Here is a 14,295-nt window from a genome sequence, read left to right as displayed (position 1 = left end):
TCGAAGACGGGCTCAGAAGTTGAACTCGTCGATGTTCTCGGCGTCGAACACGGTCGGCTTGCCGAGGCTGATCACGCCGTCCTTGCCGATGGTGTACTCGCCCATGTCGCCGGCCTTGAAGGTCTCGCCCTCCTTGCCGGTGATCTGGCCGGAGACCAGGGCGACGGCGGTACGGGCGGCCAGTTCGCCGAGCTTCGAGGGGTCCCACAGCTCGAACGCCTCGACGGTGCCGTTCTTGACGTACTTGCGCATGTCGTTCGGGGTGCCGAGGCCGGTCAGCTTGACCTTGCCCTTGTACTTGGAGCCGGAGAGGTACTGGGCGGCCGCCTTGATGCCGACCGTCGTCGGGGAGATGATCCCCTTCAGGTTCGGGTACTCCTGGAGCAGGCCCTGGGTCTGCTGGAAGGACTGCTGGGCGTCGTCGTTGCCGTAGGCGATCTTGACGAGCTTGATGTCCTTGTACTTGGGGTCCTTGAGCTCGTCCTTCATGAAGTCGATCCAGGTGTTCTGGTTCGTCGCGGTCTGCGCGGCGGACAGGATCGCGATCTCGCCCTTGTAGTCGATCTGTTCGGCGAGCAGCTGCACCTCGGTGCGGCCGAGGTCCTCGGCGGACGCCTGCGAGACGAAGGCGTTGCGGCAGTCGGCGGTGGTGTCGGAGTCGTAGGTGACGACCTTGATGTCGTTCTTCATGGCCTGCTTCAGCGCGGTGCACAGGGCGCCCGGATCCTGCGCGGAGACGGCCATCGCGTCGACCTGCTGCTGGGTGAGCGTGTTGACGTAACTCACCTGCCCGGCGGTGTCGGTGGCGCTGGACGGCCCGACCTCCTTGTAGCTGGAGCCCAGCTCCTTCAGCGCGGCCTCGCCGCCCTTGTCGGCGGAGGTGAAGTAGGGGTTGTTGACCTGCTTGGGCAGGAAGCCGACGGTCAGGTCCTTCTTCAGCTCGGCGTTCGGGTCGGCCTTGCCGGCGGTGGCGGCGGAGGCGCCCTCGTTCTTGACGTCCTCCTTGGTGGTGCCGCCGCAGGCCGTGAGGGCGAGAGCGAGAGAGGTGGCGGCGGCAAGGGCCGCGGAGGCGCGGCGGAGGGATGACTTGCGCATGGTGGGAGTCCTTTGCGAAGAAGGGCTGAGTTACGAGGTCGGAGTCGAGGCGGCTCTACGGCCCGCCCTTGCTACGGAGATCTGCCGTGCGACCCGCGGGCCGAGCACGGAAAGCACGAGCAGGACGCCGGTGACGACGATCTGCGACTGGGCGGAGACGTCCTGGAGGCTCATGACGTTCTGCAGCGCCCCCAGCAGGAACACCCCGGCGATGGCACCGCCGAGCGTGCCCTTGCCGCCGTCGAAGTCGATGCCGCCGAGCAGCACGGCGGCCACGACGGAGAGTTCGAGTCCGGTGGCGTTGTCGTAGCGGGCGCTCGCGTAGTGCAGCGCCCAGAAGATGCCGGTGAGGGAGGCCATCAGCCCGGTCACCGTGAACAGGATCAGCTTCTGCCGCTTGACACGGATACCGGCGAAGCGCGCCGCCTCCTCGCTCGCGCCGGTGGCGAAGACCGACCGCCCGAACGGCGTGGCGTGCAGCGCGACCACGGCGATGGCGAGCAGGACGAGGAAGGGCAGGAAGGCGTACGGAATGAACGTGTCGCCGATCCGCCCCGCCGCGAAGTCCAGGTACTGGGACGGGAAGTCGGTCACCGCGTCCGACCCGAGCACGATCTGCGCGATGCCTCGGTAGGCGGCGAGCGTGCCGATCGTGACGGCGAGGGACGGCAGGCCCAGCCTGGTCACCAGGAGCCCGTTGATCAGACCGCACACCACACCGAGCAGCAGGCAGATCGGAATGATCGTCTCGATCGTCATGCCCTGGTTCCACAGCGCACCCATCACGGCGCCCGAGAGACCCGCGGTCGATGCGACCGAAAGATCGATCTCGCCCGAGACGACCAGCAGTGTCATCGGCAGGGCGATCAATGCGATCGGAAGGGTGTTTCCGATCAGGAACGACAGGTTGAGAGCGTTGCCGAAGCCATCGACCGTGGTGAAGGACAGCAGGAGCACGACGATCAGAAGGGCGCCGACAACCGTGTCCCAGCGAACGGCGCGCGCGAGCGACGAGTCAGCCATGGCGGGCGTTCCTCTTCTTCAGGGCGTTGGCCACGCGCAGCGCGACCGCACGGTCCACGGCGATGGCGAGGATGAGCAGGATGCCGTTGATGGCGAGCACCCAGACGGAGCTGACGCCGAGGGCGGGCAGGACGCTGTTGATGGAGGTCAGCAGCAGCGCGCCGAGCGCGGCACCGTAGACGCTGCCGGAGCCGCCGGTGAAGACGACGCCGCCGACCACGACCGCGCTGACGACGGTGAGTTCGTAGCCGTTGCCCGTGCCTGAGTCGACGTTGCCGAACCGGGCCAGGTACAGGGCGCCCGCCAGACCGGCGAGCGCACCGCAGAAGGTGTACGCGGCCAGGATCCGCTTGCGCACCGGGATGCCGGCGAGACGGGCGGCCTCAGGGTTGGAGCCGAGGGCGTACAGCTCGCGGCCGCTGCCGAAGTGCCTGAGGTAGTACGCGGTCGCCACCAGCACGGCGAGGGCGATCAGCGCCAGCCACGGCACCGCGGAGATGCCGCCGGAGCCGAAGTCGACGAAGCCGTCCGGGAGGTCGGCCGCGGTGATCTGGCGGGAGCCGACCCAGATGGAGTCGATGCCGCGGATGATGTACAGCGTGCCGAGGGTGACGACGAGCGCGGGCACCTGGCCGAGGCTGACGAGCAGGCCGTTCAGCAAGCCGAAGCCGATGCCCATCAGGACCGCCAGGAGCACGGCGACGACCGGGTTCCCGCCGCCGTGGAGGTACGTTCCGGCGGCGAAGGCGCTGATGCCGAGCGTGGAGCCGACCGACAGGTCGACGTTCCTCGTGATGACGACCAGGGACTGGCCGGTGGCGACCAGGACGAGGATCGTCGCGTTCAGGAGCAGGTCCTTGATGCCCTGCTCGGTGAGGAACTCGCTGTTGCCCAGCTGGGTGACGACGATCATCACCAAGAAGACGACCAGGATGGCGAGTTCGCGCATCTTGAAGACGCGGTCGACCAGGCGGGTGCCGCTGGACTTCGGTACGTCGGTGACAGGGGCCTGCTTGGGAGTGATCACCGTCATGCGGCGGCCCTCCCCGTTGCTGCGGCCATCACGGTTTCCTCGCTGGCTTCGGAGCGCGGGATCTCGGCGGTGAGGCGACCTTCGTGCATCACGAGCACGCGGTCGGCCATGCCGAGGATCTCGGGCAGGTCGGAGGAGATCATCAGGACCGCCACGCCGTCGGCGGCCAACTCGCTGAGCAGCCGGTGCACTTCGGCCTTCGTACCGACGTCGATGCCCCGGGTGGGCTCGTCGACGATCAGCACCTTGGGGCCGGTGGCGAGCCATTTGGCGAGGACGACCTTCTGCTGGTTGCCGCCGGACAGGGTGTTGACGGTGTCGGCGATCCGCGCGTACTTGACCTGGAGCTTGACGGCCCAGTCGAGGGAGCGACTGCGTTCGGCGCCGCGGTCCATCAGCCCGGCCCTCACGGTCGTACGCAGCCCGGTGAGGCCGATGTTGCGCTCGATGGACATGTCCATCACCAGGCCCTGAGCGCGCCGGTCCTCCGGGACGAGGGCGAGGCCGCAGGCCATGGCGGTGGAGGGGGCGCCGTTGGTGAGGGCCTTGCCGCCGACGGAGACCTCGCCCGCGTCCCAGCGGTCGATGCCGAACACGGCCCGCGCGACCTCGGTACGGCCCGCGCCGACGAGCCCCGCGAGACCGACGATCTCACCGCGACGCACGTCGAAGGAGACGTCGGTGAAGACGCCCTCGCGGGTCAACCGGCGTACGCTCAACGCCACTTCGCCCGGCTTCACGTCCTGCTTCGGGTACAGCTCGTCGAGGTCGCGGCCGACCATCCGGCGTACGAGGTCGTCCTCGGTCATGCCGTCCAGCGGCTCGCCGGCGATCCAGGCGCCGTCGCGCAGGGTGGTGACCCGCCGGCAGATCTGGAAGATCTCCTCCAGCCGGTGGGAGATGAAGAGGACGGCGGCGCCCTGTTCGCGCAGGGTGCGCACGACGCCGAAGAGCCGGGCGACCTCGCTGCCGGTGAGGGCGGCGGTCGGCTCGTCCATGATCAGGACGCGGGCGTCGAAGGAGAGCGCCTTGGCGATCTCGACGATCTGCTGGTCGGCGATGGACAGGCCGCGCGCGGGGCGGTCGGGGTCGAGTTCGACGCCGAGCCGCTGCATCAGGGCGAGGGTCGCGGTGTGCGTGGCCTTGTGGTCGATCCGGCCGAGGGCGCGCCGAGGCTGACGGCCCATGAAGATGTTCTCGGCGATCGACAGGTCGGGGAAGAGCGTCGGCTCCTGGTAGATCACGGCGATACCGGCGTCGCGGGCGTCGCCGGGGCCGTGGAAGACGACGGGCACGCCGTCGAGCAGCACCTGGCCGGCGTCCGGCCGGTGCACTCCGGCGAGCGTCTTGATCAGGGTCGACTTGCCCGCGCCGTTCTCCCCGGCGAGGGCGTGGACCTCCCCGGGAAACAGCTCCAGGGAGACGTCCCGCAGGGCGCGGACCGCGCCGAAGGACTTCGAGATGTCCCTGAGCGCAAGAACCGGGGCCGGACCCGTGGTGGACGGGTGGGTCATGGGGGCTCCTCGACGACGTCGGCGGGACGGCCCTCTCGACGTCGTGAAAGGTTTCAACTTGGTTGCCGGGACGTTAGGCACGGAGCCCATGTCACGTCAATGGGTCCGTGTCGAAAAACTTTCGATGAACGAAGGTCGCGGGCGAGTCACAAGAGGAAGCCGTGGCCGTGGGGCTTGACACCCTTTCGGGGGCCTCATACGTTCCCGTCTTGAATCGTTTCACGACGAAGCTTTTCAGATGTCCACCGTCCGACTTCCGTCCCGACGTCACAGGAGCCCTCAGTGACCGAGCTCGCCGCGGTGAAGGCCGCACTCAAGACCCAGGCAGTCGAAACGCCGTCGTGGGCGTACGGGAACTCGGGGACGCGGTTCAAGGTGTTCGCCCAGCAAGGCGTTCCCCGGACACCGCAGGAGAAGCTGGACGACGCCGCTCAGGTGCACGCGTTCACCGGTGTCGCCCCGACCGTCGCGCTGCACATTCCGTGGGACAAGGTCGACGACTATGCGGCGCTGGCCAAGCACGCCCAGGAGCGCGGCGTGAAGCTGGGCGCGATCAACTCCAACACCTTCCAGGACGACGACTACAAGCTGGGCAGCATCTGTCATCCGGACGCGGTGGTGCGGCGCAAGGCCGTCGATCATCTGCTGGAGTGCGTCGACATCATGGACGCGACGGGCTCCGCCGATCTGAAGCTGTGGTTCGCGGACGGCACGAACTACCCCGGTCAGGATGACGTGCGCTCGCGGCAGGACCGCCTGGCCGAGGGTTTGGCGGAGGTGTACGAGCGGCTCGGGGACGGGCAGCGGATGCTGCTGGAGTACAAGTTCTTCGAGCCGGCCTTCTACACGACGGACGTGCCGGACTGGGGCACGGCCTACGCGCACTGCCTGAAGCTCGGGACAAAGGCGCAGGTCGTCGTCGACACCGGGCATCACGCGCCGGGCACCAACATCGAGTTCATCGTCGCGACGCTGCTGCGGGAGGGGAAGCTCGGGGGGTTCGACTTCAACTCGCGCTTCTACGCCGACGACGACCTGATGGTGGGGGCCGCGGATCCGTTCCAGTTGTTCCGGATCATGTACGAGGTGGTGCGTGGGGGCGGGTTCACGTCCGGCGTGGCGTTCATGCTCGACCAGTGCCACAACGTCGAGGCCAAGATCCCGGCGATCATCCGGTCCGTGATGAACGTGCAGGAGGCCACGGCGAAGGCGCTGCTGGTTGACCGGGAGGCGTTGGCTGCGGCGCAGGCCGGCGGCGACGTGCTGGGCGCCAACGCCGTGCTCATGGATGCATACAACACGGATGTGCGGCCGTTGCTGGCCGAGGTCCGGGAAGAGATGGGGCTCGATGCGGATCCCATGGGTGCGTATCGGCGGTCCGGGTGGGCCGAGAAGGTCGTGGCTGAGCGGGTTGGTGGGCAGCAAGCCGGTTGGGGGGCTTGATTACTGGGTCGCATCTGCCTGGTTCGACCGGTTGCAGGCCCAAGGCCGTATGTGGCAGGTCGCGCAGTTCCCCGCGCCCCTGAGGGCGTGTCCGCCCCCTCTCAGACAGGACTGAATGATCATGGCTCCCCATCCCCAAGCCGCCGCCCTCCTCGCCCGGTCCCACCGCCTCGGCTCCGATCCCCGGAACACCAACTACGCCGGTGGAAACGCGTCCGCCAAGGGCACCGGCATCGACCCCGTCACCGGCGGTGATGCCGAGCTGATGTGGGTCAAGGGGTCCGGTGGTGACCTCGGCACACTCACCGAGGCCGGGCTGGCGGTGTTGCGGCTGGACCGTATGCGGGCCCTTGTCGACGTCTACCCGGGCGTCGAGCGGGAGGACGAGATGGTCGCCGCCTTCGACTACTGCCTGCACGGCAAGGGCGGGGCGGCTCCCTCCATCGACACCGCCATGCACGGGCTCGTGGCGGCCGCGCATGTCGATCATCTGCATCCCGACTCCGGCATCGCTCTCGCCTGTGCCGCCGACGGGGAGAAGCTGACCGCCGAGTGCTTCGGGGACAGCGTGGTGTGGGTGCCGTGGCGGCGGCCCGGATTTCAGCTGGGGCTGGACATCGCCGCGGTCAAGGAGGCCAACCCGCAGGCCATCGGGTGCGTGCTCGGTGGGCACGGCATCACCGCCTGGGGTGACACCTCCGAGGAGTGCGAGCGGAACTCGCTGCACATCATCCGGACCGCCGAGGCGTTCCTCGCCGAGCGCGGGAAGCCGGAGCCCTTCGGGCCGGCGATCGAGGGGTACGCCGCGCTCGGCGCCGGCGAGCGGCGGGAGCGGGCCGCGGCGCTGACGCCGGTCATCCGCGGCATCGCCTCGCAGGACCGCCCGCAGGTCGGCCACTTCACCGACTCCGAGGTCGTCCTCGACTTCCTCGCGAGCGCCGAGCACCCGCGGCTCGCCGCGCTCGGCACGTCCTGCCCCGATCACTTCCTGCGCACCAAGGTGCGGCCACTCGTCCTCGATCTGCCGCCCACCGCTCCCCTCGACGAGGCGATCGCCCGGCTCAAGGAGCTGCACGCCGCGTACCGCGAGGAGTACGCCGCCTACTACCAGCGGCACGCCCTGCCCGACTCCCCCGCCATGCGCGGCGCCGACCCGGCGATCGTGCTGGTCCCGGGCGTCGGCATGTTCAGCTTCGGCAAGGACAAGCAGACCGCCCGGGTCGCCGGCGAGTTCTATGTCAACGCCATCAATGTGATGCGGGGGGCCGAGGCGGTCTCGACGTACGCGCCCATCGAGGAGTCCGAGAAGTTCCGTATCGAGTACTGGGCGCTCGAGGAGGCCAAGCTTCAGCGGATGCCGAAGCCCAAGGCGCTCGCGACGCGGGTCGCGTTCGTGACCGGCGCCGGCAGCGGGATCGGGAAGGCCATCGCGCACCGGCTCGTCGCCGAGGGCGCGTGTGTGGTGGTCGCCGATCTCCATGCCGGGAACGCCCGGGCCGTCGCCGAGGAGCTGGGCGGGCCCGACAAGGCCGTGGCGGTCGCGGTGGACGTGACGTCCGAGGAGCAGATCACCGACGCGTTCAAGGCGGCCGTGCTGGCCTTCGGCGGAGTCGATCTCGTCGTCAACAACGCCGGTATCTCCATCTCCAAGCCCCTCCTTGAGACGTCGGCCGAGGACTGGGACCTCCAGCACGACATCATGGCGCGTGGCTCCTTCCTCGTGTCGAGGGAGGCGGCGCGCGTGATGATCGCTCAGGAGCTGGGCGGTGACATCGTCTACATCGCCTCCAAGAACGCTGTCTTCGCCGGGCCCAACAACATCGCCTACTCGGCCACCAAGGCCGACCAGGCCCATCAAGTGCGGCTGCTAGCTGCCGAGTTGGGTGAGCACGGCATCCGCGTCAACGGCATCAACCCGGACGGCGTGGTCCGTGGCTCCGGGATCTTCGCCGGTGGCTGGGGGGCCCAGCGGGCCGCCGTGTACGGGGTCGAGGAGGACAAGCTGGGTGAGTTCTACGCCCAGCGGACCATCCTCAAGCGGGAGGTGCTCCCGGAGCATGTCGCGAACGCCGTCTTCGCGCTCACCGGCGGGGACCTGACCCACACCACGGGACTCCACGTCCCGGTCGACGCCGGCGTCGCGGCCGCCTTCCTGCGGTGAGTGCGCCCGTGAAGTCGTACGCCGCGGTCGACCTCGGCGCGTCCAGCGGGCGTGTCATGGTCGGCCGCGTCGGCCCCGGCCGTCTGGAGCTGACCGAGGCGCACCGCTTCCCGAACCGGCCCGTGCGGGTGCCCGAGGGACTGCGCTGGGATGTTCTCGCCCTGTACGCGGGTGTCCTGGAGGGGCTGCGGGCGGCCGGCCAGGTCGACTCCGTCGGCATCGACAGCTGGGCCGTCGACTACGGCCTGCTGGACGCGGACGGGGCGCTGCTCGGCAACCCCGTGCACTACCGGGACTCCCGGACGGAGGGGGTCGCGGAGCAGGTGTGGGCGACCGTCCCGGCGGCGGAGCTGTACGCGGCCACCGGACTGCAGTACGCACCCTTCAACACCCTGTACCAGCTGACGGCGGCCCGGGCCGCGGCTCAACTGCGATACGCCGAGCGGCTGTTGCTCATCCCGGACCTGCTGACGAACTGGCTCACCGGCGAGCAGGGCACCGAGCTCACCAACGCCTCCACCACCCAGTTGGTCGATCCCCGCACGCGCGACTGGGCCCACGACATCGCCGCCCGGCTGGGTATCGACCTGGGCCTGTTCGCGCCGCTGCGGCAACCCGGCGATCCCGCCGGGGTGTTGCGCGACGAGGTGCTTCAGGAGACCGGGTTGAGCGGTCCGGTGCCGGTGACGGCGGTGGGGTCGCACGACACCGCGTCCGCCGTGGCCGCCGTTCCGGCCGAGGGCGGCGAGCGGTTCGCGTACATCTGCACCGGCACCTGGTCGCTGGCGGGGCTGGAGCTGGACGCGCCCGTGCTGACCGAGGAGAGCCGGGCCGCCAACTTCACCAATGAGCTGGGGCTGGACGGCACGGTCCGGTATCTGCGGAACATCATGGGGCTGTGGTTGCTCCAGGAGTGCGTACGGGCCTGGGGGCACCCCGACCTGGACGGGCTGCTGCTCGACGCGTCCAAGGCGCCGGCGCTGCGGTCGGTCGTGGACGCGGGGGACGCGGCGTTCCTGGCGCCGGGGCGGATGCCGGAGCGGATCGCCGAGGCGTGCCGGGCCGCTGGGCAGCCGGTGCCCGTCTCGCCCGCCGAGATCACGCGCTGCATCCTCGACTCGCTCGCCCTGGCCCACCGGCGCGCGATCAGGGACGCCGAGCGGCTGGCCGACCATCCGGTCGACGTCGTGCATGTCGTCGGGGGCGGCGCCCGCAACGCCCTGCTGTGCCGGCTGACCGCCGACGCCTGCGGGCTGCCGGTGGTGGCCGGCCCGAGCGAGGCCGCCGCCCTCGGGAACGTCCTGGTCCAGGCGCGGACCCACGGGCTGGTCGGCGACCTCGCCGACGGGCGGCGCCTGCTCACCCGTACGCAGCCGCTGACCCGGTACGAGCCACGGGGGGACGCGGCGCGCTGGAGCGAGGCGGAGGCGCGGCTCCTCCGGAGGTGACCGTCCCGTCAGAGGGTGACCGGCTCACCCGGGGCGAGCGGGGTCTCCCCTGCGCCGCGCTGCCGCATTACCCTGCACTCATCCGATGATCGATCGCAAGGAGCCGCGATGCGTGTCGCCCTGTTCCTGACCTGTGTCAACGACACGCTCTATCCGGACACCGGGCGCGCTGTGGTGAAACTGCTGACCAGGCTGGGCGTCGAGGTCGACTTCCCGATGGCCCAGACCTGCTGCGGACAGGCGCACTACAACACCGGATACCGGCACGAGGCCGAGCCGCTCGCCCGGCATTTCTCCGATGTCTTCGGGGAGTACGAGGCGATCGTCACCCCGTCCGGATCGTGCGGGGCGATGGTACGCGAGCTGTATCCGCGGATGGGTGAGCGGGCCCGGGCCGAGGGCCGCGGCGACACCCTCGCGGCGGCCCTGGCGCCGGTGGTGCCGAAGACGTACGAGCTGACGGAGTTCCTGGTGGACGTGTTGGGAGTGACGGACGTCGGGGCGTACTACCCGCACAAGGTGACCTATCACCCGACCTGCCACGGCCTGCGCGGGCTGGGGCTGGCCGACCGGCCCCGGCGGCTCCTGCAGGCCGTCAAGGGGCTGGAGTTGGCGGAGTTGCCGGGCGCCGACGAGTGCTGCGGATTCGGCGGGACCTTCGCGCTGAAGAACGCCGATGTCTCGGCGGCGATGGGCACGGACAAGGTGCGCAACGCCGAGTCGACAGGCGCCGACGTGCTGTGCGCGGCCGACAACTCCTGTCTGATGCACATCGGCGGGACCATGGCCCGGCTGCGGACGGGCATGCGGCCGGTGCACATCGCGGAGATCCTGGCGAGCACGGAGGAGGAGCCGGCGGCATGAGTGGAACGTTCGTCGGGATGCCGGCGTTTCCGAAGGCCGCGCACGAGGCCGTGCACGACACGACCCTGCGCGGCAACCTGCGCCACGCCACGCACACGATCCGCGCCAAGCGGGCCAAGGCGGTCGCGGAGGTGTCCGACTGGGCGGCGCTGCGGGAGGCCGGGAAACGGATCAAGGACCATACGCTGCGTCATCTCGACCGCTATCTCGTGCAGTTGGAGGAGTCGGTCACGGCGGCGGGCGGCACGGTCCACTGGGCCGCCGACGCCGACGAGGCCAACCGGATCGTGGCCGACCTGGTCAAGGCGACCGGTGAGTCCGAGGTCGTCAAGGTCAAGTCGATGGCCACGCAGGAGATCGGGCTTAACGAGGCCCTGGAGGCGGAGGGCATCCGCGCCTACGAGACCGATCTCGCCGAGCTGATCGTGCAGTTGGGCAAGGACCGGCCCTCGCACATCCTCGTCCCGGCGATCCATCGCAACCGGGGCGAGATCCGGGACATCTTCCGGGCTGAGATGGGCGAGTGGGGCCGCCCGGCCCCGGCAGGCCTGACCGACACCCCCGCCGAGCTCGCCGAGGCGGCCCGCCTGCACCTGCGCGAGAAGTTCCTGCGCGCCAAGGTCGGCGTCTCCGGCGCCAACTTCATGGTCGCCGAGACCGGCACGCTGGTCGTCGTGGAGTCCGAGGGCAACGGGCGGATGTGCCTGACCCTGCCCGAGACGCTGATCTCGGTCGTCGGCATCGAGAAGATCGTGCCCACCTGGCGGGACCTGGAGGTGTTCCTGCAGACCCTCCCCCGCTCGTCCACCGCCGAGCGCATGAACCCGTACACGTCCATGTGGACCGGTACGACGGACTCCGAGGCGGCTGACGGGCCGAAGACCTTCCACCTGGTCCTCCTCGACAACGGCCGCACCGACACGCTCTCCGACGAGGTCGGCCGCCAGGCCCTGCGCTGCATCCGCTGCTCGGCGTGCCTCAACGTCTGCCCGGTCTACGAGCGGGCCGGCGGTCACGCCTACGGCTCGGTCTACCCCGGGCCCATCGGTGCCATCCTCAGCCCTCAACTCCGGGGCGTGACAAGCGAGATCGATGCCTCGCTGCCGTATGCGTCGTCGCTGTGCGGTGCCTGCTACGAGGTGTGCCCGGTCGCCATCGACATCCCCGAGGTGCTGGTGCATCTGCGGGAGCGGGTCGTGGAGGGCGGCCAGGTGACCTCCCACGGCAACAAGGTCGTCCTGAAGCCCGCGAAGGGGCATGCCGCCGAGCGGGCCGCGATGCGGGCGGCACGCTGGGCGTTCAGTCGCCCGGGCGTCCTGCGCACCGGCCAGCGTCTCGCTTCACGCACCCGCCGACTGCATCCGCGCTCGCTGCCCGGCCCTGGCAAGGCATGGAGTGGGACACGGGATCTGCCGGCGGTGCCGGCGGAGCCGTTCCGGGACTGGTGGCAGCGGACGCAGGGCGGAAAGGGCGGTGCCGAGTGAGCAGCAGGGAACGGATCCTGGGCCGGGTGCGGCGGGCGCTGGCGGACGTTCCGCACGACGAGAAGCCGTACGAAGAGGCGGTTCCACGCGGCTACGCGCACGAACACGGGGAGCGGAGCGTCGCGGAGACGGTCGATCTGCTGGCCGAGAACCTGGCGGACTACCGGGCGATCGTGCACCGCTGCACGGGCGCCGATCTCGCGGCGACGATCGCCGGGATGCTCGCGGCGCGGGGCGCGCGGACGGTGCTCGTGCCACCGGGGCTGGAGCCAGGGTGGCTGGCGGCGTCCGACGCCGAGCGGATCCCGGACCGGACGGAGAGCACCCCGCACGAACTGGACAGGGTCGGCAGCGTGGTCACGGCGTGCGCGCTCGCCATCGCCGAGACCGGCACCATCGTCCTCGACGGCTCCCCCGACCAGGGCCGTCGCCGCATCACGCTCGTCCCCGACCACCACATCTGTGTCGTACGGGTCCCCGAGCAGGTCGTGTCGTCGGTCCCGCAGGCGCTGGAACGCCTCGATCCCACCCGCCCGTTGACGTGGATCTCCGGCCCCTCGGCCACCAGCGACATCGAGCTGGACCGGGTGGAGGGGGTGCACGGCCCGCGCACGCTGGAGGTCGTCCTGGTCGGCGAGGACGCCGGCTGAAGGCGCCGCCTCAGAGGTCGCGCCGCTCCAGCGGCCGTACGGCGGGGCCCTGGACGACTCGGCCGTCGGGATCGAAGCGCGAGCCGTGGCAGGGGCACTCCCAGGTCCGTTCCGCGCGGTTGAACGCGACCAGGCAGCCCAGGTGGGTGCACTTCGCGGAGACGGCGTGCACCTTTCCGTCGTGGTCGCGGTGGACGGCGCAGCGCTTGCCGGACACGTGGACGACGGCGCCTTCTCCGGGTGCGATGTCGTCCACGGAGTTGGTCGACGGGCCGGGCAGGTGGTGCAGCCGGTCGCCGACGAAGTGGCGGGCGACGTCGGCCTGGTGCTTGACGAAGTCCTTCCCCTCGCGGACGACGGACATCACACGGCGTGGGTCGTAGAGGTCGCTCCACGGGTTCTCGCGACCGGTGATCAGATCGCAGAGCAGGCGGCCCGCCATGATGCCGCCGCTGAGTCCCCAGCCGCCGAAGCCGGTGGCCACGTGGACATGGCGGCTCGCGGGGTGCAGGGGGCCGACGAGCGGGACGGAGTCGGTGGAGTCGTTGTCCTGCGTGGCCCAGCGGTGGGTGAAGGAGAGGTCACCGAAGCGCTCCCGCGCCCAGCTCGTCAGCGCCTCGAAGCGCGCCTCGACGTCGCCGCCCGCGCCCGGAGTGAAGTGCTCGCCGGTGACGATGAGCAGGCGTTTTCCGTCCCGGTAGGGGGCCGTGCGGACCGAGCGGGTGTTCTGGTCGGGGGTGATGTACATGCCGGTGGGTGCCTTGGCCGCGTCGACGGGGGCCGTGACGACCAGTTCCCGCCGGGGCGTCAGGCGGGTGAACAGCAGCGCCCGGTCGAAGATCGGGTAGTGGGTGGCGACCACGACGGTCCCGGCGATCACCTTCACGCCGTCCTCGGTCGTCAGCACGCAGGGCTCGCCCTCGGAGAGACCCACCACGCGAGTGTGCTCGTACACCTTCCCGCCGAGGCGTTCGAGGTCGGCGGCCAGCGCGAGCAGGTACTTGCGTGGATGGAACTGCGCCTGCCCCTCGACGCGTACCGCCCCCGCCACCGGATACGGCAGATCCGTCCCGGTCACGTACTCGGCGCGCAGGCCCGCCTCCCGGGCCGCGTCGGCCTCGGCGCGCAGTTCGTCGATCCGGTCGCCGTCCTCGGCGTAGGTGTAGGCCGCCGTCTCCTCCCAGTCGCAGTCGATGCCGAGTTCGTCGACGGCCTCGGCGGCGTGCCGGATCGCGTCCGTCTGCGAGGTCGCGTACAGGCGGGCGCCGTCCTTGCCCCGGGTGCGGCGGAGCCGGTCGTAGATCAGGGTGTGCTGGGCGGTCAGCTTGGCGGTGGTGTGCCCGGTGACGCCGGCGGCGATCCGGTCCGCCTCCAGCAGGGCGACGTCGTGGCCCCGCCGGGCCAGCTCCCAGGCCGTGGCGATCCCGGCGATCCCCGCGCCCACGACGGCGACCTCGGCCGTGAGGTCGCCGTCCGGCGGGGGCGCGAGGTCCCCGGGCGGTGCCGTCTCGATCCAGTACGACGTGTGGGTGCGGGTCGGCTCGTCCATGCCGACCGAGTTCCCCCAGCCGGACCCGCCA

General features: G+C 70.3%; 11 protein-coding genes. 6 read left to right on the top strand and 5 right to left on the bottom strand.

The features are described from left to right. Positions 1 to 12: 12 nt before the first annotated feature. The 4 genes from rhaS to AB5J55_RS38770 are packed head-to-tail and all read right to left on the bottom strand — an operon-like array spanning position 13 to position 4,665. Entirely contained in the window at positions 13 to 1,095 is a 1,083-nt protein-coding gene (gene rhaS / locus AB5J55_RS38785; protein ID WP_369275117.1) for a rhamnose ABC transporter substrate-binding protein, read from the bottom strand. 30 nt (positions 1,096 to 1,125) lie between these two features. Continuing rightward, complete coding sequence (locus tag AB5J55_RS38780) at positions 1,126 to 2,118, bottom strand: ABC transporter permease (protein ID WP_328420276.1); 993 nt, start codon at positions 2,116 to 2,118, stop codon at positions 1,126 to 1,128. After that, positions 2,111 to 3,151, bottom strand: coding sequence for an ABC transporter permease (locus tag AB5J55_RS38775; RefSeq protein WP_369275116.1), 1,041 nt, complete (start codon positions 3,149 to 3,151; stop codon positions 2,111 to 2,113). The genes AB5J55_RS38780 and AB5J55_RS38775 overlap by 8 nt, the downstream gene beginning before the upstream one ends. Further along, complete coding sequence (locus AB5J55_RS38770; RefSeq protein WP_369275115.1) at positions 3,148 to 4,665, bottom strand: sugar ABC transporter ATP-binding protein; 1,518 nt, start codon at positions 4,663 to 4,665, stop codon at positions 3,148 to 3,150. The genes AB5J55_RS38775 and AB5J55_RS38770 overlap by 4 nt, the downstream gene beginning before the upstream one ends. 282 nt (positions 4,666 to 4,947) lie before the next feature. Here AB5J55_RS38770 and rhaI point away from each other — a divergent pair, with 282 nt between their 5' ends. The 6 genes from rhaI to AB5J55_RS38740 all read left to right on the top strand — a co-directional run bounded on the left by rhaI (position 4,948) and on the right by AB5J55_RS38740 (position 12,715). Continuing rightward, on the top strand, positions 4,948 to 6,108 hold the full coding sequence (gene rhaI, locus AB5J55_RS38765; RefSeq protein ID WP_369275114.1) for an L-rhamnose isomerase: 1,161 nt from the start codon (positions 4,948 to 4,950) through the stop codon (positions 6,106 to 6,108). Positions 6,109 to 6,229: 121 nt separating this feature from the next. Then, a complete protein-coding gene (locus AB5J55_RS38760; RefSeq protein WP_369275113.1) occupies positions 6,230 to 8,269 on the top strand; it encodes a bifunctional aldolase/short-chain dehydrogenase in 2,040 nt (679 codons plus the stop codon). 8 nt (positions 8,270 to 8,277) lie between these two features. After that, positions 8,278 to 9,717, top strand: coding sequence for a rhamnulokinase family protein (locus AB5J55_RS38755; protein WP_369276414.1), 1,440 nt, complete (start codon positions 8,278 to 8,280; stop codon positions 9,715 to 9,717). Between the two features lie 108 nt (positions 9,718 to 9,825). Next, complete coding sequence (locus tag AB5J55_RS38750) at positions 9,826 to 10,581, top strand: (Fe-S)-binding protein (protein WP_369275112.1); 756 nt, start codon at positions 9,826 to 9,828, stop codon at positions 10,579 to 10,581. After that, the gene (locus AB5J55_RS38745) at positions 10,578 to 12,065 is read left to right on the top strand and encodes a LutB/LldF family L-lactate oxidation iron-sulfur protein (protein WP_369275111.1); all 1,488 of its coding nucleotides are present in this window, start codon (positions 10,578 to 10,580) and stop codon (positions 12,063 to 12,065) included. Before AB5J55_RS38750 ends, AB5J55_RS38745 begins: the two co-directional genes overlap by 4 nt. Beyond that, on the top strand, positions 12,062 to 12,715 hold the full coding sequence (locus tag AB5J55_RS38740) for a lactate utilization protein C (protein ID WP_369275110.1): 654 nt from the start codon (positions 12,062 to 12,064) through the stop codon (positions 12,713 to 12,715). Before AB5J55_RS38745 ends, AB5J55_RS38740 begins: the two co-directional genes overlap by 4 nt. Positions 12,716 to 12,725: 10 nt before the next feature. On the opposite strand, the gene AB5J55_RS38735 is transcribed toward AB5J55_RS38740, so the two are convergent. Further along, a complete protein-coding gene (locus AB5J55_RS38735; RefSeq protein WP_369275109.1) occupies positions 12,726 to 14,264 on the bottom strand; it encodes an FAD-dependent oxidoreductase in 1,539 nt (512 codons plus the stop codon). Positions 14,265 to 14,295: the final 31 nt, after the last annotated feature.

This window comes from Streptomyces sp. R11, assembly GCF_041051905.1.
GTDB lineage: Bacteria > Actinomycetota > Actinomycetes > Streptomycetales > Streptomycetaceae > Streptomyces.
The sequence above is the reverse complement of the archived record's forward strand: the minus strand, read 5'-3'. Positions and strand labels throughout refer to the sequence as shown.

Bases quoted from the DNA above. Each gene is read 5' to 3' on its own strand.
- AB5J55_RS38775 (WP_369275116.1), bottom strand. From the start codon at position 3,151: ATGACGGTGATCACTCCCAAGCAGGCCCCTGTCACCGACGTACCGAAG.
- AB5J55_RS38745 (WP_369275111.1), top strand. From the start codon at position 10,578: ATGAGTGGAACGTTCGTCGGGATGCCGGCGTTTCCGAAGGCCGCGCAC.
- AB5J55_RS38770 (WP_369275115.1), bottom strand. From the start codon at position 4,665: ATGACCCACCCGTCCACCACGGGTCCGGCCCCGGTTCTTGCGCTCAGG.
- AB5J55_RS38750 (WP_369275112.1), top strand. From the start codon at position 9,826: ATGCGTGTCGCCCTGTTCCTGACCTGTGTCAACGACACGCTCTATCCG.
- AB5J55_RS38735 (WP_369275109.1), bottom strand. From the start codon at position 14,264: ATGGACGAGCCGACCCGCACCCACACGTCGTACTGGATCGAGACGGCA.
- AB5J55_RS38780 (WP_328420276.1), bottom strand. From the start codon at position 2,118: ATGGCTGACTCGTCGCTCGCGCGCGCCGTTCGCTGGGACACGGTTGTC.
- rhaS (WP_369275117.1), bottom strand. From the start codon at position 1,095: ATGCGCAAGTCATCCCTCCGCCGCGCCTCCGCGGCCCTTGCCGCCGCC.
- AB5J55_RS38760 (WP_369275113.1), top strand. From the start codon at position 6,230: ATGGCTCCCCATCCCCAAGCCGCCGCCCTCCTCGCCCGGTCCCACCGC.